General features: G+C 72.4%; 13 protein-coding genes. 9 read left to right on the top strand and 4 right to left on the bottom strand.

All coding sequences use genetic code 11. The features are described 5' to 3' along the window. The first annotated feature begins 60 nt into the window (after nucleotides 1-60). Nucleotides 61-1,092 carry an SMI1/KNR4 family protein gene (locus ACFVX4_RS19930; RefSeq protein WP_389978837.1) on the top strand — a complete coding sequence of 344 codons (1,032 nt, stop codon included), beginning with the start codon at nucleotides 61-63 and terminating at the stop codon, nucleotides 1,090-1,092. 295 nt (nucleotides 1,093-1,387) lie between these two features. Here the strand turns inward: ACFVX4_RS19930 and ACFVX4_RS19925 are convergent, their stop codons facing one another. The 4 genes from ACFVX4_RS19925 to ACFVX4_RS19910 all read right to left on the bottom strand — a co-directional run bounded on the left by ACFVX4_RS19925 (nucleotide 1,388) and on the right by ACFVX4_RS19910 (nucleotide 5,837). Further along, the gene (locus ACFVX4_RS19925; protein WP_389978834.1) at nucleotides 1,388-2,020 is read right to left on the bottom strand and encodes an isochorismatase family protein; all 633 of its coding nucleotides are present in this window, start codon (nucleotides 2,018-2,020) and stop codon (nucleotides 1,388-1,390) included. Between the two features lie 62 nt (nucleotides 2,021-2,082). Next, complete coding sequence (locus ACFVX4_RS19920) at nucleotides 2,083-3,720, bottom strand: (2,3-dihydroxybenzoyl)adenylate synthase (protein ID WP_389978831.1); 1,638 nt, start codon at nucleotides 3,718-3,720, stop codon at nucleotides 2,083-2,085. Continuing rightward, on the bottom strand, nucleotides 3,717-4,922 hold the full coding sequence (dhbC, locus tag ACFVX4_RS19915) for an isochorismate synthase DhbC (RefSeq protein WP_389978829.1): 1,206 nt from the start codon (nucleotides 4,920-4,922) through the stop codon (nucleotides 3,717-3,719). The genes ACFVX4_RS19920 and dhbC overlap by 4 nt, the downstream gene beginning before the upstream one ends. Nucleotides 4,923-5,006: 84 nt before the next feature. Further along, entirely contained in the window at nucleotides 5,007-5,837 is an 831-nt protein-coding gene (locus tag ACFVX4_RS19910; RefSeq protein ID WP_389978827.1) for a 2,3-dihydro-2,3-dihydroxybenzoate dehydrogenase, read from the bottom strand. A gap of 346 nt (nucleotides 5,838-6,183) precedes the next feature. Here ACFVX4_RS19910 and ACFVX4_RS19905 point away from each other — a divergent pair, with 346 nt between their 5' ends. From ACFVX4_RS19905 to ACFVX4_RS19870, 8 genes are all read left to right on the top strand, one after another. Beyond that, entirely contained in the window at nucleotides 6,184-6,423 is a 240-nt protein-coding gene (locus ACFVX4_RS19905; protein ID WP_389978824.1) for a phosphopantetheine-binding protein, read from the top strand. Further along, on the top strand, nucleotides 6,420-7,271 hold the full coding sequence (locus ACFVX4_RS19900) for a siderophore-interacting protein (protein ID WP_389978822.1): 852 nt from the start codon (nucleotides 6,420-6,422) through the stop codon (nucleotides 7,269-7,271). Before ACFVX4_RS19905 ends, ACFVX4_RS19900 begins: the two co-directional genes overlap by 4 nt. Nucleotides 7,272-7,372: 101 nt before the next feature. Continuing rightward, nucleotides 7,373-8,371: an ABC transporter substrate-binding protein gene (locus ACFVX4_RS19895; protein ID WP_389978819.1), complete on the top strand. Its 999-nt coding sequence runs from the start codon at nucleotides 7,373-7,375 to the stop codon at nucleotides 8,369-8,371. Continuing rightward, nucleotides 8,368-9,390 (top strand): FecCD family ABC transporter permease, encoded by a 1,023-nt coding sequence (locus tag ACFVX4_RS19890; RefSeq protein WP_389978816.1) that lies wholly within the window; start codon nucleotides 8,368-8,370, stop codon nucleotides 9,388-9,390. Before ACFVX4_RS19895 ends, ACFVX4_RS19890 begins: the two co-directional genes overlap by 4 nt. A 32-nt stretch (nucleotides 9,391-9,422) precedes the next feature. Beyond that, nucleotides 9,423-10,382 (top strand): FecCD family ABC transporter permease, encoded by a 960-nt coding sequence (locus ACFVX4_RS19885; RefSeq protein WP_389979134.1) that lies wholly within the window; start codon nucleotides 9,423-9,425, stop codon nucleotides 10,380-10,382. Beyond that, a complete protein-coding gene (locus ACFVX4_RS19880) occupies nucleotides 10,379-11,164 on the top strand; it encodes an ABC transporter ATP-binding protein (RefSeq protein WP_389978813.1) in 786 nt (261 codons plus the stop codon). The genes ACFVX4_RS19885 and ACFVX4_RS19880 overlap by 4 nt, the downstream gene beginning before the upstream one ends. A gap of 1 nt (nucleotide 11,165) precedes the next feature. Further along, a complete protein-coding gene (locus tag ACFVX4_RS19875) occupies nucleotides 11,166-21,143 on the top strand; it encodes an amino acid adenylation domain-containing protein (RefSeq protein ID WP_389978810.1) in 9,978 nt (3,325 codons plus the stop codon). Beyond that, nucleotides 21,140-22,540, top strand: coding sequence for a DHA2 family efflux MFS transporter permease subunit (locus ACFVX4_RS19870; RefSeq protein ID WP_389978807.1), 1,401 nt, complete (start codon nucleotides 21,140-21,142; stop codon nucleotides 22,538-22,540). Before ACFVX4_RS19875 ends, ACFVX4_RS19870 begins: the two co-directional genes overlap by 4 nt. Nucleotides 22,541-22,613 lie beyond the last annotated feature (73 nt).

Here is a 22,613-nt window from a genome sequence, read left to right as displayed (position 1 = left end):
CCGTGATCGCATCCGGGCGCGGAACGTACGATCGCAGGCAGGCGGGCCTGGGAGGGCGCAGTGGGACATTTCGAGGGCTTCGACATGGCCGGGTTCTGGGACGATTCGGCGTACGCGCTGGCGGAGTACGTGGAGGAGGCCCCGCCCACGCGCGACTCGATCGCGGCGGTGGAGGAGGAGCTCGGCGGATACCGTCTGCCCGACTCCTACATTGCGCTGATGACAGCGCACAACGGCGGCGTTCCGAACCGGGACCACTTTCCCATGACCGAGCCGACCTCCTGGGCCGACGACCACATCGTGATCACCGGCATCAGGGGTGTCGGACGGACAAGGCCGCAATCGCTCGGCGGCGAGTACGGCAGTCGGTTCTGGATCGACATGTGGGAGTACCCCGAGATCGGTGTCTACTTCGCCGACACGCCATCGGCAGGCCACGACATGCTCGCTCTCGACTACCGCGCGTGCGGCAGGCACGGCGAACCGACCGTGGTGCACGTCGACCAGGAGGGCGACTTCGCGATCACCCTGGTCGCGGAGAACTTCGAGGCCTTCGTCACGGGTCTGGTCGACGAGTCCGGCTACGACACCTCGGAGCAGGACCGGATCGACGCCCTGGCCACGGTGCGCGACGGCAGCTTCTCCCCGGTGCTGCGGCGTGCATTCCGCGAGGTCGCTGACGTTCTGCCGGACGCGGAGCGGCGCATGCGGATACTCGGAGAGGCCGTCGTGCACGACAAGGGGTTCTTCGCTCTGCACGCCGATGCGCGCTCCACGCTGATGTACGACTACCTGTTCTGGTTGTTCACCAGCTTCAACCAGGTCGGATCCTTCGACCGGTACGTCAGCGCCCCTCCGCAGTACGAGCGCTCCTACGCGCTGCCGGACTACGAACTCATGATTGTCTTCGGTCTCGTGGCCGAACCCTACGACTTCAGCACCGGCGGATACGCCCCCGGCTTCCTCGAAGACTGGTGGAACTCCCGTGTCGCCTCGGGTCTCATCTCCGAGACCGCCGACGGCTATCGGATGACGGATGCCGCGGTTGGCGCATTGCTCGACGAACTCGCCGGCGTGGTGCGCGACCGGTAGCCGCGCTCGCCGGGCGACGGCGTTCCCGGTCCCGAGCAGCACCACCGTGAACGCCGTACCCGCGGCCTGTGGCCTCCAGCAAGGTTGTGAGCAGTCGGCCCTGACCGTCGTCGTCCTGGCCACGACGGCCCGCTCACTTGGAACGATGGACCGTTGGCCACGTAGGCGGTCGCTCTGCCCGGAGTGCCGAAGCCCACGCCGCGGCCGCACTCCGAGAGTCTCCCTGAGCAGATACGGCGGTCGCGAGATCGTTGCGGTGGGACCGTACCGACTCGGGATTCGGGGGCGGCGGCGGTCAGTTCCCTTCGAAGACGGATCGGGTGCTGGTGACGACGGCGCACTTGCCGGCCGCCCAGCGCAGTGCCATCGCGTGGTCCCGGGCGGAGAAGTCGGCCACCGCGTCGGCCACCACGAACGCCTGGATGTCCTGCATCCAGGCGTCGCACGCGGTCATGAGGACGCCGATGTGGGCGTAGACGCCGGTGATGACGATCTGGTCGCGGCCCTGCTCGCGCAGCCTCTCCAGGAGATCGGTGCGGACGAAGCCGCTGTACTTCCACTTGGTGAGCACCGTGTCACCCTCGTCGGGTGCGACGGCATCCGCGATGGCGGCGGCGTGCGGGTCGGCAGGGAGGCCCGGACCCCAGAAGTCCTGTTGCAGACCGCGCTCGTCCGCACTCTGGCCGCCGGGCTGCGCGGTATAGAGCACCGGTACGCCGATACGCGTCGCCTCCCTCTTCAACTCCGCTACATGCGACAGAAGTTCGGGAATCGGCGAAGCCCGGCGGTCGTAGGCCGACAGGAAGTAGTTCTGCAGATCGTGGACGAGGAGCACCGCGCGCGCGGGGTCGACGGTCCACTCGACCCGGTTGGCGGGCAGCTCCTCGGCGGTCGGCATGGGGTACGGGGCAATGGCGGGCAGGGCCATGGTGCTGGGATTCCGTTCGGAGCCGAGGGGAGGCCGGGCAGGGGTGGCAGGCCCGGCAGGGTTCAGGCGTTCGGGGCGGCGGATGCGCTGCGGGCCGCGGCGGTCCGCAGGTCCTTCTTGGAGATCTTCCCGACACCGGTCTGCGGGAACGCGTCCACGAACTCGACCCGGTCCGGCACCTTGTACGCCGCCAGGCCCCGTTCCCGTACGAACCGTTTGATGTCCACCGGCTTCAGCGGACCCGCGGCCGGGCGCAGCATCACGTACGCGCGGATGCGCTCGCCCAGGTACGGGTCGGGCTCGGCCACCACATTGGCGTCGTGCACGGACGGGTGGGCGAGGATGTGGTTCTCCACCTCCTCCGCGGCGATCTTCTCGCCGCCCCGGTTGATCTGGTCCTTGGCGCGTCCCTCGACGACGATGTGCCCGCTCCCGGTGACCCGGACGACGTCGCCCGTGCGGTAGAAGCCGTCCTCGGTGAATGACCGGGCGTTGTGTTCCGGTGCCCGCCAGTAGCCGCGGATCGTGTAGGGCCCCCGGGTCAGCAGGTGCCCCGTTTCGCCCGGTGCGACCTCGCGGTCCTCGTCGTCGACGACCAGAATCTCGTCGTCCGGCGAGATGGGCCGCCCCTGGGTGGTGACGATCACCTCGTCCGGGTCGTCCAGCCGGGTGTAGTTGACCAGTCCCTCGGCCATCCCGAAGACCTGTTGCAGGGTGCAGCCGAGCGCCGGCCCGACCCGCCGCGCCGCCTCCTCGCTGAACTTGGCACCACCCACCAGCAGGACGTCGAGGCTGCCGAGGTCGTGCGCGGCGGCGGTCGCCGTCTGGGTCCACAACAGAGCCAGCGGCGGGACCAGCCCGGTGATGGTGACCCCCTCCCGCTCGATCAGCGGGAAGGCCACCTCGGGGGAGGGCTGTGGGCACAGCACCACGCGTCCGCCGGCGTGGAGCGTGCCGAGCGAGCCGGGGGAGGAGAGCGGGAAGTTGTGGGCCGCGGGCAGCACGCAGAGGTACACGCTGTTCTCGTCGACCCCGCAGATGTCGTTGGATCCGCGCAGCGAGTAGATGTAGTCGTCGTGGGTGCGCGGAATGAGTTTCGGTACGCCGGTGCTGCCGCCGGAGAGCTGGAGGAAGGCCAGGTCGTCCGGGCGCGGAGCGGCGTGGCTCACCGGATCCTCCGCCACGTCGGACAGCGCCTCGAATTCGCCCGGGTCCCCGGCGGCGACGAACACATGCCGCAGTGTGCCCGCTCCGGCGCGGGTCTTCGCCGCCAGCTCACGGTAGTCGTAGCCGCCGTGTTCCGCCGCGATGACGTACGCGACCGCCTCGGTGAACTCGCAGAAGTACGAGATCTCCGTCTCGCGGTGGGCCGGCAGCGCGAAGACGGGCAGCGCGCCGATCCGGAACAGTGCGAAGACGACCTCGAAGAACTCCGCGATATTGGGCAGTTGCACCACCACGCGGTCGCCCCTGGTGATGTTCCGGGCGAGGAAGCCCGCGGCCAGCCGGTCGGCGCGCCGGTCCAGTTCCGCGTAGCTCCACCGGCTTTCCGCGACGGGATCGACCACGGCGATCCGGTCCGGGTGCGCCTCGGCGCGCTCCCGGAGCATGGAGCCGAACGTCTCTCCGCGCCACCAGCCCGCAGCCCGGTACCGTTCGGCGAAATCGGACGGCCAGGTGGGGGCGTCGTCGAGGCTCACAGCTCGGCTCCCAAGGCGCTGAGGAACGTACGGAACTTGGCTGCCGTCTCGGCGGTCTCCGCCTCGGGCTCGGACGCCGCCACGATGCCGGCACCCGCGTAGAGGCGCAGCGTGCGCTGCTCGGCCTCGGCGCAGCGGATCGTGACGACCCACTCGCCGTCACCGAAGGCGTCGCCCCAGCCCACCACCCCGGTGAAGAACCCGCGGTCGAACGGCTCGGTCTCCGTGATGACCTGACGTGCTGTTGCGGTGGGGGTGCCGCACACGGCGGGAGTCGGATGCAGGGCGCAGGCGAGAGCCAGGGCCGAGGTGTCGGGGGAGGCGAGCGTGCCGGTCACCGTGGTGGACAGGTGCCACATGGTGGCGGTGCGGATCAGTGTCGGCCGGGCGGGGACGGTCAGCTCCGTGCAGTGCGGGGCCAGGGCCTGGTGGACGGCATCCACGACGACGGCGTGCTCGTGCAGGTCCTTCACGGAGTCCAGCAGTGCGGCGGCACGGCGGACGTCCTCGGCGAGGTCGGTGCTGCGCGGGGTGGACCCGGCGAGCGGATTGGCGACCACCTGCTGCCCCTGCCGGGAGACCAGCAGTTCCGGGCTGGCGCCGATGAGGGTACGGCCGACCCCGGTCGGCAGCGCGAAGGTATAGCCGACGGGGTCGCGGCGGGCCAGGCGCTGGAGCATCGTGGGCAGGTCGAGAGGGGCGGGGGAGGTGAGCTCAAGGGTGCGGGCGAGCACCACCTTGCTGAACTCTCCGCGCCACATGCGCTCCACGGCCGAGGCTACGCCCGCTCCGTAGACCTCGGGGTCGGGAACCGGGCGCATTCCCCAGTCCGCCGAGCCGGACACACCGACGGGCAGGGCGATCAGTGGGTCGGAGGCGAGCGGCGGCGCGACGCGCAGTGCTGCCGGCACGCTCAGGGCGGCCGGTGCCTCGTGGTCGAACGGGATGGCACCGATGACCACGGGCGATGGCTGTCCGGCTGCGCCGGCCTCGGCCAGGGTGGCTTTCACCCGCTCGTCCAAGGGCCGCTCGTCGTGCGGCACAGGGCGTGCCGCACCGTGTGCCAGCAGGGTGCGGCCGGGGGTGGCGAGGAAGCGGTCCCCCGGTGTGTAGGCGTCCAGCAGCGAGGTGGCCGCGCCTACGGCCGGGTGGGTCGGATCAGCCGGGAGTACGTGCGTGGCGACCTGGGATGCCGTCGACACGGGGGCTCCATTCTCGATGGTTCCGTCAGCGGGTGCGGTGGATGAGGTGCGGTGGATGAGGCGTACGGAAGAAGTGAGGACCGTTCAGCGCAGGGTGGCGCCGCCGTCGACATACAGCTCCTGCAGAGTGATGTGGCGGGCGCGGTCGGAGGCGAGGAAGGCGACAGCCTCGGCGATGTCCTCGGGGGCGGCGATGCGGCCCAGCGGTATGCCGGTGCGGTAGGTCGCCGGGTCCCCGTCGATGACACGCTGCTCGGCGCCGGAGCCGGTCCACAGCGCGCGTTGCATCGCCGTGTCGGTGGAGCCGGGTGCGACGACGTTGCAACGTACGCCGCTGCGGGCGAGTTCGAGGCCCAGACATTTGGTGAACATGGCGGCCGCCGCTTTCGACGCGGCGTAGGCGGCCATGCCGGTGCGAGGAATACCGGCGGCGTTGGAACCGACGGTGATGACGCAGCCGTTGCCCCGGCCGGCCATCAGCGGTGCGAGGGTCTGCGAGACATGGAAGACACCGCTGGTGTTCACCGCGAAGGTGTCCGACCAGTCCTGCGCGGAGAGTTCGGTGGCGGGGCCGGTGCGAAGGATGCCCGCGACGTTCACGAGTACGTCGACGGGCCCGAGTTCGCGCTCGGCACGCGCCACGGTGCGCTCCACCGAGGGCCGGTCGGTGACGTCCATGACGTACGGCTCCAGACGACCTGCCGAGCAGTCGCTGCCCGGGTTCTTCTCCTGTCGCCGATTCCACTCCGTGGCCAGGGCGTCGATGCCGTCCCGCGCGCGGTCGGTGGCGGCCACCCGGGCGCCGAGGGTGGCGAACAGCTCGGCGACAGCCGCCCCGATGCCTTGTGCGGCACCGGTCACCAGGACAGTGCGGCCGTCGAACTCGCCGCTTCTGCCCGGTATGTGCTCAGGCATGAGCAACCTCCTGTGGGAAAGTTAGGCAAGGGTAACCTAACTTATGCCCGCCGGAGGAGGCGCCCTGGTGGAACCGTGCAGCGGCGGACAGCTGGTCGTGCGGGCGGAGTTGGGGCGGGGGTGTCGCGCGGCGCCGGCTCCGCGTTCATGTGTTCAGCGTCAATAAGTTAGGTTAGCCTTGCCTGGGTTCGAGTGAGCCGCTGGCGTCCCGGCGCGGCCGCCGTTTCCTCCCGTTCTCCCACGCACGCCATGACCGGGCGTACGTCACCCCTTGTCGTGGCGTCGTGACCACCACCGCCGACGCGTCGACCGCGCTGTCGGCGCCCATCCCCGCAGGAGCATCCCGATGCATCAGACCTTGTCGCCCGAACGCGTCCGAGCAGACGTCGCGGAACTGCTCGACTGCGACCCCGCCGAGATCGCGCCCGACGAGAACCTGGTCGACCTGGGACTGGACTCGGTGCGGATCATGGCCCTGGTCGGGCGCTGGCGTGCCGCCGGGGCGGTCACGCTGGAGTTTCCCGACCTGGCCGAGCAGCCCGAACTGGCGCACTGGACGGCGCTGCTGACGGGGGATGCCGCATGAGCCGGGTCGACCACCGGCACCGGCACCTGGACCGGATCGCGGAGGTCCGGGCGGGTCTCCACGCCGAGAAGGTGGGCTACCCGATCGGTATCCGGGCGACCGAAGTCGTACGCGTGGTCGCGGTCGGCGCCGGCCTGCTGCGGGTGACCCTGGGCGGGGCGGGCACCGAGGGGTTCGAGGCCCACTCGCCGGATGAACACGTGAAACTGATCTTCCCGGATCCGGACGGCACACTGCGGCTGCCCGAGCCGAACGGGGCGATGCTGCGCTGGCCGCGGCCGGCGCTCATCTCGCGGGAGTACACCGTGCGCCGTTACGACCCGGTCGCGGGCGAGATCGACATCGACATCGCCGAGCACGAGGGTGGCCTCGCGTCGGACTGGGCGCGTGCGGTCCGGCCCGGCGACATCATGCATGTCGCGGGGCCGCCCGGTGGGCTGATCGTCCCGCACACCTACGACCGGTACCTGCTCGCGGGCGACATCACGGCCCTGCCCGCGATCGCGCGCCGGCTGGAGGAACTGCCCAGGACCGCGAAGGGCTGGGCGTTCGTCGAAGTCGTCGACGCCGCACAGGAGATCGAGCTGTCCGCGCCCGACGGCGTCGAAGTGCGCTGGCTGCACCGCGGCGATCTGCCGGCGGGAACCGGCGACGCGCTGGCACGGGCCGTTTCCGCCGTGACCGTGCCCGAGGGGGAACGGGTGTACGTGTGGGTCGCGGGTGAGGCGGGGCAGATCAAGCCGCTGCGCCGCTGGGCCCGCGACGAGCTTCGGCTGGACAGCGCCGATCACGACATCACCGGCTACTGGAAGCGCGGCGTCGCCGACTTCGACGAGGACGACCACTGACCAGCCGGTCGGACAGGGGCAGGCGTGACGCCGCTTCCTGGTCGTTCTGCCAAAAGGCCATCGAGCAAGACAAGTCCTACGCAACTAGCAAGGAGCACTACATGTCCATACGCAGATCGTCCGGCCTGGTCGGCGCCGTGTCGCTGGCCCTCGTCCTGGTCGGGTGCGGGTCGTCGTCGGAGGGCGGGTCGGATGCCTCGGACAAGGGGAAGACCCGGGTGTTCGCCGCGGACAACGGCAAGATCACCATCCCCGCCGACCCGAAGCGTGTGGTGGCCACCGGCTATGCCGTGCCCGTCATGATCGAGGCCGACGCGCCACTGGTCGGAATCTCGTCGTGGAAGCGCGGTGAGCCGATGATGACCAAGGAAGACCTGGCCACGTACAAGAAGCTCACCAAGGTGGCGGGCGAGCAGGCCGCCGAGACCAACTACGAGGCCGTCGCCGAGGCCGATCCCGACCTGATCGTCATCGGTGTACCCGCCCCGGTGCTCGGCGACATCGACATCAAGCGGCTGGAGTCCATCGCCCCGGTAGTGGCCATCGGCCCGACCGTGCCCTCCGCGTGGCGCGAGCTGTCCCACAAGCAGGCCGACGCCGCGGGCGCACTCGAGCAGTTCGACGTCGCGAAGAACACGTACGAGGCCAAGGCCGCAGAACTGTCCAAGAAGTACAAGGACGTGCTGCCTCGACTCAAGCTGGGGCATGTCGGCGCGTACGGCGAGGTCGCCAAGGGCACCTTCCAGCGCGAGTTCAACGGTTCGTGGGGCACCAACATCGCCGAGGACCTCGGTGCGAAGTACTACGGCAAGGTCAAGGAGCCCGGCCCCGGCTCGCGCGCGGTCAGCGAGTACCCGTCCATCGAGGAGCTCCCGGCCGCGTTCGGTGAGGCCGACGTCATGACCTACTCGGTCAACGCCGACGGCAGCATCCCCAAGTCCGTCCAGTACGTCCTGGACTCGAAGCTCTGGAAGAACCTGCCCGCCGTCAAGGCCGGGAAGGCCTTCCCGTTCCGCTACACCGAGGCCGCGACCTACGGCGAGGCCGTTCAGACCCTGGACGCGATCGACAAGTCGCTCGCTCCGCTGCTGAACCGGTGACCGTTGCGGGCCGCGCGTCCCGGACGGCGGGAACCGGGCGGGCCGGGCCACAGATCGGCCTGCTCGTCGGCGGACTGCTGCTGCTGGCGGTGATCGCCGTGCTCAGCATGGGCGTCGGGGCCCGCCGCGTTCCGCCCGCCGAGGTCGTGCGGGCATTGTTCGACCACCAGGGCACCGACGACCAGGTGATCGTGCGCGACATCCGGGCGCCGCGCGCACTGCTGGCCATCGCGGTGGGCGCCGCGCTCGCGGTGGCCGGCGCGCTGATCCAGACGCTGGCCCGCAACCCGCTGGCCGAGCCCGGCATCCTCGGGGTCACCGCGGGCGCCGGGTTCGCCGTCACCGTCGGCTCCGCGCTCGGGCTGGCCGCCGGGCAGGCGGGCGAACTGGGCTTCGCGATCGCCGGATCCGTGCTCGCGGCGCTGCTGGTCGCCGCGGTCGGGCAGCGCTCACCGCTGCGTCTGGTACTCACCGGCGTGGCCCTGACCGCGGTGCTGGGCGGCGTCGCGCTGGGGATGCGGCTGATGCTCCCGGACATCTTCGACGCCTACCGGTTCTGGTCGGTCGGGTCGCTCGCGGCCCGCGAACAGGCACCGCTGGCGCTGCCGTTGACCGCGATCGCCGTGTCCTTGCTCGGCGCGCTGCTGCTGAGCCGGGCGCTCAACGCCCTGACGCTGGGCGAGAGCGTGGCGCAGACACTGGGTGCGGGCGTGGGCCGGGTACGGGCCGCCGCCCTGGTGCTGATCACCGTGCTCAGCGGGGCGGCGACGGCGGTGGCCGGGCCGATCCTGTTCGTCGGGCTGATCGTGCCGCACCTGGTACGCAAGCCGGCGGCGGGCTCGGTGCCATGGCTGATCCTCTACACGATGGTGCTGGGCCCGATCCTGCTGCTGGTCGCCGACATCGGGTCGCGGGTACTGCTGCCCACCGGCGAGGTGCCGGTGGCCGTCGTGACCGCGTTCCTCGGCGGCCCCATGCTGATCTGGGCCGTTCGCCGCTACGGAGCGGGATCGCTGTGACCGTACTCGGATGGAGAGTCGAACGCCGCACGATGCTGCTCGTGGCGGTGCTGGTGACCCTGATGCTGGGCCTGGCCCTGCTCGGGCTGTGCTACGGCGCGTCGTGGTCCTCCCCCGGCAGGGTGTTCGCCGTACTGACCGGGGCGGAGCACTCCGTGGTGATCCGGGACTGGCGGTTGCCGCGGGTGCTGGCCGGGCTGGTCTTCGGCGCCGCGCTCGGCGTGGCGGGGGCGATCTTCCAGAACCTCACCCGCAACCCGATGGGCAGCCCGGACGTCATCGGCCTCGACGCGGGCGCCTACACCGGCGCCCTGGTCGCCATCACCGTGCTGTCGGGCACGTCCGCCCAACTGGCCGTCGGTTCGGTGCTCGGCGGGCTGGTCGTCGCGGCAGCGATCTACCTGCTGTCGTTCGAACGGGGCTTCTCCGGGATGCGGTTGGTGGTCATCGGAATCGCGTTCAACACGATGGTGACCGCGATCAACTCGTGGATCGTGCTGCGCGCCGAGCTGGAGGTGGCGATCGCCGCCGTCGGCTGGAGCGCGGGCTCGCTCAACGGCGTGGGCTGGGCCGACCTGGGGATTCCGTTCTCGGTGATCGCCGTGCTGCTGATCCTGATGACCACCCGGGCGCACGCCATGCACCAGGCCTCGCTCGACGACGCGATCGCGGTGACCACCGGGGTCGGGCTCGACCGGCTGCGGCTGCTGATGGTGCTGGTCGGCGTCGGTTGTACGGCCACCGTGACCGCCGTGGCCGGCCCGATCGCGTTCATCGCCCTGGCCGCCCCGCAGATCGGCCGCAGGCTCGCGGGCGCGGCCGGAGTACCACTGCTCCCGGCCGCGCTGACCGGAGCGGTGCTGCTCCAGGGCGCCGACCTGATCGCCCAGATGCTGCTGGCGCCCGTCGCGCTGCCCGTCGGCGTGGTGAGTACCGCGATCGGCGGTTGCTATCTGATCTGGCTGCTGACCAAGGAGGTGAGGCGCGCGTGACCGCACGCCTGACGGCGCGGGAGATCACCCTGCGCTACGGAGACCGGATCGTGGCCACACGTCTGAGCCTCGACGTCCCCGACGGTGCGTTCACCGCCGTCGTGGGTCCCAACGGCTGTGGCAAGTCGACCCTGTTGAGCGCGCTGGTCCGGCTGCTGCGCCCGGACTCCGGGCACGTGGAACTCGACGGCCGCGAGGTCGGCGGCTACGCGACCAAGGCACTGGCCAAGAAGCTCGGCTTCCTGCCGCAGGACCCGCTGGCACCCGACGACATCAAGGTCCGGCAGCTGGTGGGCCGGGGACGGTTCCCGCACCAGTCGATGCTGGCGCTGTGGTCGAGGGACGACGAGACGGCCGTCGACGCGGCGATGGCCGCCGCCGGTGTCGAGGACCTGGCCGACCGGCCGGTGCAGGAGCTGTCCGGCGGACAGCGGCAGCGGGTGTGGATGGCCATGGTGCTCGCCCAGCAGACGCCCTACCTGCTGCTCGACGAACCGACGTCGTTCCTCGACATCACTCACCAGTACCAGCTGCTCGGCCTGCTGGCCAGGCTGCGCAACGAGGGCCGCACGGTGGTCGCGGTCCTGCACGACATCAATCAGGCATGCCGGTTCGCCGACCACCTGGTCGCCATGAAGGACGGCCGGGTGGTCGCCGAGGGCGACCCCGGGGACATCGTGGACGCCGCACTGATCAAGGACGTGTTCGACCTGCCGAGCGTCATCGTCCCCGACCCGGTGACCGGCACACCGATGGTCGTTCCCACACTTCAAGGAGAGTAAGTTGAGCCCCGCAAGCGTGCCCTCGGACGGCCTCCTCGCACTGACCGGCGCCCAGTTGGGCATCTGGAACGCGCAGCGCCTCGAACCCGACTCGCCGTACTACGTGGTCGGCGACGTGGTGGAGATATCCGGCGGCGAACCGATCGACACGCACGCGCTGGCCGAGGCGGTCCGGGCGACCACCGAGGAGGCCGAGACCCTCCGGCTACGGGTGTACGACACCCCGGACGGGCCGCGCCAGGCGGTGAGCGGGGAGCCGGTCGAGCCGCCCGAGGTGGTCGACCTCAGCGGCGCGGCCGATCCCGTGGCCGCGGCCCAGGCGTTCGTCGACGCCGAGCGGGGGCGGACCGCCGAGGCATGCCGGGGGATGGTGGACCGGCCGTTGTACGCACGCACCGTCATCAAGCTGTCCGACCGCGAGGTCTGGTACACCCAGCTCGGCCACCACCTGGTCTTCGACGGCTACACCGCCGCGATGCTCGCCCGCCGCACCGCCGCCCGCTACACCGCCCTGGTACGCGGGACCGAGGTGCCGCGCTCGACCTTCGGCCGGTTCGCCGACCTCGTCGCCGCCGACCGGGCCTACCGGGACGGCGACCGGTTCGCCGAGGACCGCGCGTACTGGGTCGAGCGGTTCACCCCGCTGCCCGGCCTCGGCGACCTCGGCGATCCCGGCACCGCCGCCGGTTCGCCCGGCCACACCCTGACCGCCCGTGCCCTCGTCACGCCCGACGAGACGGCCCGGCTCCGCGCGTTCGCCGACCGGGAGGGCGTCACCTGGGGCGAGGCGCTGATCGCCGGCTACGCCGCCTTCCTGCACCGCATGCTGGGCCGCACCGACGTGGTGTTCGCGCTGCCGCTGATGTGCCGGGCAGGCTCGACCGAGCTGCGCACACCCGCCATGGCGGTCAATGTGCTGCCGTTGCGGGTGACCGTGCGCGGCGGGGACGGGCTCGGGGAGCTGAGCCGGCGGGTTGCCTCCGCCATGCGGGAGATGCGTGAACACCAGCGGTACCGGGGCGAGGACCTGCCGCGGGACCTCGGAGTGCCCGGCGCGGGCGCGCTGCTCCACGGGCGCGGGATCAACCTCAAGGCGTTCGACCTGACGATCGACTTCGCCGGGGCCGGCGGGGTGATGCGCAACGTCGCGGGCGGTCCGCCGGAGGACATGGGCCTGAGCGTCCTGCCGACCCGTGACGACGGGCTGCTGCTCGGCTTCGAGGTCGACGCCCGGTCCAAGGACCAGGCCGCGGTCGACAGCCTGCTCTCGGGGCTGCGCACATTGCTGTCCGGGCTGACCGACGGCCTGCCCGTCGGGCGCATCGCCCTGACCGGCGACGTGGACGGGCTGCCGGCCGACTGGTGCCCGCCCGCGCTGCCCGGCACGCCGGTGGACGTGCCGACCGCGTTCGACACGATGGTCGCCGCCGGTCCCCGGCGTACGGCCCTGGTGAGCGGTGACGACCGGCTGTCCGCGGCGGACCTGGCGGGCCGGGTGCACCGGCTGGCCCGCGCACTGCGGGCCCGCGGGATCGGGGCCGACGACGTCGTGGCGCTCGCGCTGCCGCGCTCGGCCGACTCGGTGGTCGCCCTGCTGGCGGTGCTGGACGCCGGCGCCGCGTTCCTGCCCCTGGACGCCGCGTATCCGCCCGAGCGGCTGCGCGAGCTGATCGACGACACCCGGCCCGCGCTGGTACTGACCGCCGGCGCGGTCGACGGGCTGCCGTGGAGCACCCTGCTCGGCGAGGCCGCCGGGCTGTCCGACGCACCCCTGACGGCCCATGAGCTCTCCGCGCCCCGGCACCCCGAGCACCTCGCCTACGTCATCCACACCTCCGGGTCGACCGGACGCCCCAAGGGCGTGCTCGGCCGGGTCGGCGGCCTGGCCGCGCTGCTGCACCACCAGCGGTCGACGGTCGTAGCCGAGGCCGAGCGGGCCGCGGGCGGACGGCTGCGCGCCGCCCACACCTACTCGTTCGCCTTCGACTCCGCCTTCGACCACCTGGTGTGGCTGCTGTGCGGGCACGAACTGCACGTCTACGACACCGGGACCGCCCGCGACGCCGACGCCCTGCTCGCCGCGTACGCCCGCGACGGCATCGACATCGTGGACACCACCCCGTCGATGGCCTCGCCACTGGTCGACGCCGGACTGCTGGACCTGCGGCCGACGCTGCTGGTCCTCGGCGGAGAGGCCACCCCGCCCGCGCTGTGGCGGCGGGTCGCCGAGTCCGGGGTCACCGCGCGCAACATGTACGGGCCGACCGAGGCGACCGTGGACAGCACCACCGCGCGCATCGACGGCGACGAGCCGACGATCGGCCACCCGCTCGCCGGCACCCGCATCCGTGTGCTGGACAGCGCGCTTCAGCCGGTGCCGCACGGCACGGTGGGCGAGCTGTACCTGGCCGGACCGCACCTGGCCCGCGGCTACCTCGGCAGGCCCGGGGCGACCGCCGAGCGCTTCGTCGCCGACCCGTTCGGTGCGCCGGGTGAGCGGATGTACCGTACCGGCGACCTGGCCCGCTGGGTGCCCGGCCGGGGCCTGGAGTACCGGGGCCGGGGCGACGGACAGATCAAGATCCGCGGCCACCGGGTGGAGACCGGCGAGGTCGAGGCGGCGCTCGCCGGGGTGCCCGGGGTCACCGCGGCGGCCGCCGCGGTGCGGTCGTCCCGGCTGGTCGGTTATGTCGTGTCCACCTCGGTCACCGGGGACGAGGCGCGTGCCCACCTGGCCGAGCGGCTGCCCGAACACATGGTGCCCTCGGCGGTGGTGGTGCTGCCCCGGCTGCCGGTCACGCCCAACGGCAAGCTCGATCACGCCGCCCTGCCCGCGCCCGCCCTGCCCGGCGGCGGGGGCCGGGAGCCGAGCACCGAGCGGGAGCGGCTGCTGTGCGCAGTCCTTGCCGAGGCGCTCGATGTCGAACGGGTCGGCGTGGACGACGACTTCTACGCCCTCGGCGGGGACAGCATCACCGCGATCACCGTCAGCAGCAGACTGCGGGCGGCGGGCCTCGGACTGCGGCCACGGGACCTGCTGGCACGCCGCAGCTTCGCCGCTCTGGCAGCCTCCGCCGACCTGTTGGAGGAAGCTCCCGGGCCGGTGGACGACCCGATCGGGCCCGTGCCCGCTCCGCCGATCGCGCGCGGTCTGCTCGACCCGCATCCGAACGTGGACGTCGTCGCCGGATACGCGCAGTGGACCGCCCTGCGGGTCGACGAACTCGACCACGACGACCTGGTCACGGGCGTGCAGGCCGTGCTCGATCACCACGACGCACTGCGGCTGCGGGCAGGCGACGGCCTGGAGACACTGCCCCGCGGCATGGTGCGGGCCGTCGTGGACGAGGTCCACGGCGAGGACGTGACCACCCTGGCCCGGCGGCTGGCCGGAGAACTCGACCCGCGGTCGGGCGACCTGTTGCGGGCAGCCCTGCTCCGTACCGGCGACGGCACGTCGGACCGGCTGGTCGTCGTCGTGCACCACCTCGCCATGGACGGTGTGTCCTGGCGCATCCTGCTGCCCGACCTGCACACGGCCTGCACGGGCGGCACCCTCGATCCGGTCGGGGCATCCTGGCGGCGGCACGCCATGCTCCTCGCCGGCCAGGGGGAATCCGGTGCGCGGCGCGGCGAACTCGATCACTGGCGGACCGCGCTGGGCTCCGCGTCCCGGCTGGGCGCCCGGCCGCTGGACCGGACGCGGGACACGGTGTCGACCGCTCACCGTTCGGTCACCGTGGCCTCGGCCGAGGCCACCGAGGCGCTGCTGACCACCCTGCCCGCGGCGTACCGCGCCGGTGTCGACGAGGTGCTGCTGGCCGCGCTCGTGCTCGCCCTGCGGGGCTGGGGCCTGCGCGGCGACGCGCTGACCGTTTCGATGGAGGGCCACGGCCGCGAACACCTCGACCTGTCCCGCACCATCGGCTGGTTCACCAGCGAGTACCCGGTGCGTGTGCCCGCTTCCGACGACGTGGGGCAGGCCCTCCGCGCCGCCAAGGAGGCCCGGCGCGGAGTCCCCGACGGCGGTGTCGGCTACGGCGTCCTGCGTCACCTCGACCCGGAGGCCGGCAGCGAGCTCGCGGCCACCCCGCCACCGGACGTGCTGCTCAACTACCTGGGCAGGTTCACCCCGTTGACCGGAACCGGATGGCACCTGCCGGAGCACGACGCCTTCTCGGTGACCGAGCCCGACGCCAAGGCCCTGGAACAGGTGCTGGCCCTCAACTGCTTCGTCCACGAGGGTGACGAGCCACGGCTCGCCGTCGAGTGGACCGCCGCGACCGGGGTGCTCGGCACCGACGCCGTGGGGGCCCTCCAGCAGGCCTGGGCCGCGGCTCTGGACGCGTTGGCCGCGCACGCGCTCCACACCCCGGGCGGGCTCACCCCGTCGGACCTGCCGCTGGTCGACCTCGACCAGGCCGCCATCGACGCCCTCGAACGCACCGGCCGCATCGCCGACGTACTGCCCGCCACACCCCTGCAGGTCGGGCTGTCCTTCCACACCCTGGTCCGCGACGACCACGACACCGACGTCTACGTCGTCCAGGCCGTGACGACCCTGGCCGGTGAGCTGGAGCCGGACCGGATGGCCGAGGCCGCACGCGAACTGCTGCGCCGCCACCCCGCTCTGCGCGTGTACCTCGGCACGGCCGGGGACGACGTGGTGCAGGTGATCCCCACCGACGTCGCCCTGGACTGGCGGGAGGACGACCGGTTCCCCGAAGCGGCCCGCGCCGATCTGGAGCGCCCCTTCGACCCGGCCCGGCCGCCGCTGATCCGCTTCCTGCTGTCCCGTGTCGGGGCCGCCGAGCACAAGCTGGTGATCACCAACCACCACGCCCTGCTCGACGGCTGGTCGATGCCGCTGGTCGGCCGCACCCTGCTCGCCATCTACGCCGAGCTGAGCGGCGGCCCCGCCGCACCTGCCGCCCCGCCGTTGTCGGAGTACTTCCGGTGGCTGGCGGGCCGGGACCGGGAGGCGTCGCTCGCCGTGTGGCGGGACGCGCTGGCCGGCGTCGACGACGCGACGCGGCTGGCACCCGCGAGCACCGGGACCGGCGTCGAACGCCCCGGCCGCGAGACCGTCGCGCTGGGCCGCGAGTTCAGTGACCGGCTGCGTGCGTTCGCCCGCGAGCGGGGCGTCACCCTGACGACCGTGCTCCAGACGGCGTGGGGGCTGCTGCTGGGCAGGCTCACCGGGCGCCGCGACGTCGTGTTCGGCTGCCCGGTGTCCGGGCGGCCCGCCGAGGTCGACGGCGTCGAGTCGATGATCGGCCAACTCGGCACCACGGTCCCGGTACGCGTCAGGCATGCCCAGGACCAGACCGCGCTGGACCTCATGGCACAGGTGCACGCCGAGAGCGTCGTACTGGCCGAGCACCACCACGTCGGCCTGCCCGAGATCCAGCGGGCGGTGGGCATCGGCGAGCTGTTCGACACGATGCTGGTCATGGAGAACTTCCCGCTCTCCAGCCGCAAGCGCACTCCGCTCGCCCCCGGGCTCGACCTGGCAGGGGTGGACATCACCGACGCCACGCACTACGCGCTGACCGTCATCGTGATTCCGGACGAGGAGATCACGATCGGCCTCGGCTACCAGCCGCGCGCCTTCGCCGGGGCGACCGTGCGCGACTACGGCCGCTGGCTCCACAACCTCCTGCGGGAGATCGTCGACGACCCGTCACGGCCCGCGATCCGGCTGCCCGCGCTCGATGCCGACGAGCGGGCGCGGATGCTGCGTACCGGCACCGACACCGTCCCCGCCAGGGCCCGCGGCCACTGGCTGGAGGAGTTCGCCGCCTGGGTGATCCGCAAGCCCGACGCCGAGGCCCTGGTCTGCCGTGACCGCAGCCTCAGCTACGCCGACCTGGACCGGCAGGCCAACCGGCTCGCCCACGCGCTGATCGAGCGCGGGGTACGACCGCAGGACCCGGTCGCGGTCCTGCTCGGCCGCGACGTCGAGATGACCGTGGCACTCTTCGGCGTGGCCAAGGCGGGCGCCGTGTACGTACCGATGGACGCGAGCTACCCGCGCGAGCGGCTGGCCTACATGTTCGACGACATCGCCCCGGCAGCGGCCGTGACGACCGGCGCCGAACCGCCCGTCGACCACGGCATCCCGATCCTGCGGCTGGGCGACCCGGCCACACTCGCGTCCGCACCGGACACCGACCCGGCCGAGGCGCGCGCCCGGCTCACCGAGGACGCGCTCGCCTACGTCATCTACACCTCCGGAACCACCGGGCGGCCCAAGGGCGTCGGCGTGACCCACCGGGGCGTGCCCGACCTGATCGCCCTTCAGGAGGAGGTCGTCGGGGTCACCGAGCACGACCGGTACCTGCACTTCGCGTCGACCGGCTTCGACGTCGCGTTCTGGCAGACCATGGTGCCGCTGCTCTCCGGCGGCACGTCCGTGATCGCGCCCGAGGAGGTACGCGTCCCCGGCGACGAACTGCTCGACTACATCGCCGAGCACCGGGTGACCGGAGTGAACCTGCTTCCCTCGTTCCTGGCCGCGATGCCCGACGACCGCACCGTCGACCCCGACGTGTTCTTCGTCGTCGGCGCCGAGCGCCTCGACCCCGAGCTGGCACGACGCTGGGGCCGGGGCCGCCGGGCGCTGTTCAACGCCTACGGTCCGACCGAGGTCACGATCAACTCCACGACCTGGCACTACGACCCGGACGACGCCGGGCCGCTGCCGATCGGCCGCCCCGACCCCAATGTCCGTGCCTACGTCCTCGACGGCGGACTCCAGCCGGTCGGCGTCGGCGTGACGGGCGAGCTGTACCTCGGCGGGCCGAGCCTGGCCCGCGGCTACCTCGGCCGACCCGCCCTGACCGCCGCCGCTTTCGTGGCCGATCCGTTCGGCCCGCCGGGCGAACGGATGTACCGCACGGGCGACCTGGTGCGGTGGCGGCCGGACGGACAGCTGGTGTTTCTCGGCCGCGCCGACCACCAGGTCAAGGTCCGCGGCTTCCGCGTCGAGCTGGGCGAGATCGAGTCCGCTCTGACCAGCCACCCCGACGTGCGCGCCTGCGCCGTGATCATGCGGGAGGGCAGGCTCGTCGGCTACGTCATCCCGACCGACGACGCCGACCTGGACACGGCTCGGGTACGTGCGTACCTGGCCGAGGAACTGCCCGACCACATGGTGCCGACGGTGCTCGTCCCGATCGACCGGCTGCCGCTGAGCCCCAGCGGCAAGCTCGACTCCGCCGCGCTGCCGGCCCCCGGGACCACGGCCGCCGCACGGCGCGAACCCGCCACCGAGGCGGAGGCGGTGCTGCTCGGCGTGTTCAGGGACGTCCTGGGCACCGACGACATCGGCCCCGACGACAACTTCTTCGACATCGGCGGCGACAGCATCGTGTCGCTGCAACTGGTCTCGCGGGTCCGGCGCCAAGGACTCGGCCTGACCCCGAAGGACGTGTTCGAAGGGGAGACGGTCGCAGGCATCGCGGCGCGGGCCCGCGCCCTCGACGGCGGTGCGGCACCCGCGGTCGGGGACGCGCCGCTGACCCCGGTCATGCGGGACCTGCTGCGCCGCTCCGGGGCGGCCACCGACGGATTCTGCCAGTGGGTGGAGATCTGCGTCCCGCCCGGCGGCGACGAGACGGCCTGGCAGGCCGTGCTCGACGGTCTGCTGGCCCGGCACGACGTGCTGCGGGCCCACCTGGCCGGCGACATGCTGCACATCCCGCCGGTCGGCGCGGTGACCGGCGCCGAGGTGCTGACCTGCGTACGGGCGGCGGACGACCTGCGGGCCACGGTCGACTCCGGGATCGCCGCCGCCCGGGAGTCGATGGACCCGCGCACCGGTCCTGTGCTGCGCGTGCTGTGGGTCGACGCGGGACCGGACCGGCCGGGCCGGCTCGCCCTCGTCGCTCACCACCTGGTCGTCGACGGTGTGTCCTGGCGCGTCCTGCTGGACGACCTGGAACACGCGCACTCCGGCGGATCACTCACCCGGCACGGCCAGTCGTTCCTCGGCTGGGCGCGTTCGCTGCGCGAGGCCGACCGGCGGACCGAACTGCCGCACTGGCAGCGGATGAGCGCCACGCCGGCCCTCACCCGCCCGCTCGACCCCGCCCGGGACACCGTGGCGACCGCGACGCACCACGAGATCGCGCTCGACGCCGAGTCGACCCGTGCCCTGATCACGACCCTGCCGGCCGCCTACCGCACCACCCCGGACGCCGTGCTGCTGACGGCGCTCGCTCAGGCCGTACGGGCCTGGCGCGGGACGCCGGAGGTGCTGGTCGCGCTGGAGAGCCACGGCCGTCCGCGGGAGGTCGACCTGTCCCAGACCGTCGGCTGGTTCACCGCCGTCCATCCCGTACGGCTCGACGCGGGCGACGACGTGAAGGCGGTCAGGGAGCGGCTGCGCGCCCAGGGCGACGGCCTCGGCTACGGCATTCTCACCACGGCGGGCCTCCTGGACCCCGTGGAACCGGAGATCGCCTGGAACTACCTCGGCCAGTACCCCGGCGCCCCGGACCGGGAGACGCCGTGGCAGGCGCCCCCGGACGCCGACCCGCTCGGTTCGGGCGGCTCCGACGCGATGCCCCTGCCGTACGGCCTGATGGTCAACGCCCTCGTGCGCGATGACGCGCTCGGGGTCCGGATCACCTGGCCGTCCGCGCTGTTCACCGCCGCCGAGGTCGAGGAGCTGGCCGAGAACCTGCGGACCGCGCTCCTGCGGATCGCCGCCGCACCGGAGATCGGGGCACTCGACCGGGACCGCCCGGTCGCCGACGTACAGCCGCTCACCCCGTTGCAGGAGGTGATGCTGCGGCACTCGCGTACCGAGCGCCCCGACCCGTACACCGTGCAGTCGACGTTCTCCCTCGCCGGCCGGCTCGACACCGACGCCCTGCGGGCCGCGGGCGACGACCTGCTGGCCCGTCACCCGAACCTGGGCGCCATATTCCCCGCCTCCCTGGCGGTGATCCCCACGTCGCCCCGGCCGGACTTCCGCGTCTGCGACGGACCGGCCGAGGAGGTGCTGGCGGCCGACCTTGCCGAGCCGTTCGATCTCGCCCGGGGCCCGCTCTTCCGCCTCACCGTGATCCGGTGCGGCCCCGAGCGCGCCGACCTGGTCCTGACCAGCCACCACGCGCTCTCCGACGGCTGGTCGGCCCCGCGCATCCTCACCGAGCTGTTCGCCCTCTACACCGCGAGGGTGCGCGGTGAGGCTCCGGACCTGCCGGTCCCCGTGCCGTTCGCCGACTACCTGAGCTGGTGCGCGGAGCACGAGCCCGACCTCGGCGCCTGGGCGGCCGAGCTCGACGGCCTGCCCGAGGGCGACTACCTGGGCGGCGGCGAACCCGGTCCGGCGTGGCAGGAACCCGAGGTCATCGAGTTCGACGCGGCGCTGGTGGCCGGCCTCACGCGCCTCGCCGCCCGGCGCGGTCTGACCCGGAACACGCTGGTGCAGGGCGCGTGGGCGGTGCTGCTCGCGCGCCGTTCCGGCCATGCCGACGTCTGCTTCGGCGCCATGGTCTCCTGCCGGCCCCCGGAGCTGGAGGGCGTCGAGGAGATCATCGGACTGCTGGCCAACACCGTGCCGGTCCGGGCACGGCTCGACGGCACGCTCGCCGACACCCTCGGCGAACTGCAGTCCCGGCAGCGGGCGCTGGTCGAGCACCATCACGTGGCCCTGTCCGACCTGGAACGGCTGACCGGGCGGCGCAGGCTGTTCGACAGCCTGGTGGTGTTCGAGAACTACCCGGTCGACCCGGACCGCCTCCGTGAACCCGCCCCCGGGCTCACGGTCGTCGGAACCCGCTTCCGGGAGGCCACGCACCACCCCGTGACCCTGACCGTCATGCCGGACGGCGACGGGTGGACCGGCGTGTTCGCCCACCGGGCCGGCACGGACGTCGACGGGCTCGCCGAGGAACTGCTCGACCTGCTCCGCACCCTGGACAAGCACCTCGACAACGACGTGCGCGACCTCCTGGAGGGCCGATGAGCCGGAATACCGCGCCGCCGGCCGAACGCGTGGACAAGCAGTTGCTGAGGACCGCGTTCATTCTGGTGCTCGGCACCTTCATGGCCACACTGGACGCCACGATCGTCAGCGTCGGCATCGACAGCCTGACCCACGAGTTCGGCGCCTCCGTCGCCGAGATCCAGTGGGTCACCACGGCCTACCTGCTGGCCGTCGTCGCCGCCGTGCCCGCGTCCGGTTGGCTGGCCGACCGGTTCGGCGGCCGGCGGACGTGGCTCGTCGCCGTGGGCGTTTTCCTGCTCGGCTCGGTCCTGTGCGCGTCCGCCTGGTCGGTGACCAGCCTGATCGTGTTCCGGGTGGTCCAGGGCCTCGGCGGCGGGCTGCTGCCCGCGACCGGGCAGGCGCTGCTGGCCCGAATCGCGGGCCCCGGCCGCACCGGGCGGGTGATCAGCGTCGTCGCGGTGGTGCCGCTGCTGTCACCGGTGCTCGGCCCGCTGGCCGGCGGCTCCATCCTCGCGGTCGTGCCATGGCCGTGGCTGTTCCTGGTCAACCTGCCGATCGGCGCGGTCGCGGTCCTGCTCGCCCGCCGCCACGTGCCCGCGGTGCCGCCGTCGACCCGGCGGACGGCATTCGATCTGCGAGGAGCCCTGCTGCTGTCGCCCGGCCTGGCCGTGCTGGTGTTCGGGCTGACCGAGGTGGCCCGCGGCCGCACCCTCCCGGCCACGGTCGGCGTGTCCGCGGGACTGGCGATGCTGGCGGGCTTCACCGTGCACGGGCTGCGGACCCGCCGCACACCGCTGGTCGATCCCCGGCTGTTCGCCCGGCCGCCCTTCGGGGCCGCCGCCGTCGCGCTGCTCGTCCTGGGCGCCTCGGTGTTCGGCACGATGTTCCTGCTGCCGCTGTACTTCCAGACCGGCCGCGGAATGTCGGCGTGGGAGGCCGGACTGCTTCTGGCCCCCCAGGGGCTCGGTGCGGCGGCCGGGTCGGTACTGGTCAACCGCACCATCGACAGAGTCGCGCCGCGGACCCTCGTGGTCACCGGCATCGTGCTGATCCTCGCGGGTACGGTTCCGTTCACCCAGCTCGGCCACGGGGTCCCGGACACTGTGATCGCCTTGGCGCTCGCGGTCCGCGGCGTCGGGATGGCCATGGTCGGCGCGCCCGTCATGAACATCGTCTACAGCCGCATCGAATCCGAATACCTCCCGCGCGCGTCCGGAGCGCTCAACCTGCTCAACACTGTGGGCGGCTCGGTCGGCACCGCTGCCCTCGCCGTGATCCTGCAGAACCGGCTGTCCACCCGCGGCCCGGACATCTCCGGGGCGTTCGGCGACACCTTCTGGTGGGTGCTCGGCTTCTGTCTGTTCGCCGCAGCCGGAGCCACGAGGCTGCCCCGGACCCAGGTCGCGAAGTCATGACGTGACCGCCGACCGCTGAGCGGTGGTCATGGGAACGCGCGGCTCTGACAGGTTCCGGGCCTTGATCCGCCGG

This window comes from Streptomyces sp. NPDC058240, assembly GCF_042882135.1.
GTDB lineage: Bacteria > Actinomycetota > Actinomycetes > Streptomycetales > Streptomycetaceae > Streptomyces.
Note: the sequence above shows the minus strand (reverse complement) of the source record. Positions and strands in the feature narration are given on the sequence as shown.

What these genes read in the sequence shown, in the direction of transcription:
- ACFVX4_RS19925 (WP_389978834.1), bottom strand. Translation starts at nt 2,020, where the DNA reads ATGGCCCTGCCCGCCATTGCCCCGTACCCCATGCCGACCGCCGAGGAG.
- ACFVX4_RS19910 (WP_389978827.1), bottom strand. Translation starts at nt 5,837, where the DNA reads ATGCCTGAGCACATACCGGGCAGAAGCGGCGAGTTCGACGGCCGCACT.
- ACFVX4_RS19905 (WP_389978824.1), top strand. Translation starts at nt 6,184, where the DNA reads ATGCATCAGACCTTGTCGCCCGAACGCGTCCGAGCAGACGTCGCGGAA.
- ACFVX4_RS19900 (WP_389978822.1), top strand. Translation starts at nt 6,420, where the DNA reads ATGAGCCGGGTCGACCACCGGCACCGGCACCTGGACCGGATCGCGGAG.
- ACFVX4_RS19895 (WP_389978819.1), top strand. Translation starts at nt 7,373, where the DNA reads ATGTCCATACGCAGATCGTCCGGCCTGGTCGGCGCCGTGTCGCTGGCC.
- ACFVX4_RS19885 (WP_389979134.1), top strand. Translation starts at nt 9,423, where the DNA reads ATGCTGCTCGTGGCGGTGCTGGTGACCCTGATGCTGGGCCTGGCCCTG.
- ACFVX4_RS19870 (WP_389978807.1), top strand. Translation starts at nt 21,140, where the DNA reads ATGAGCCGGAATACCGCGCCGCCGGCCGAACGCGTGGACAAGCAGTTG.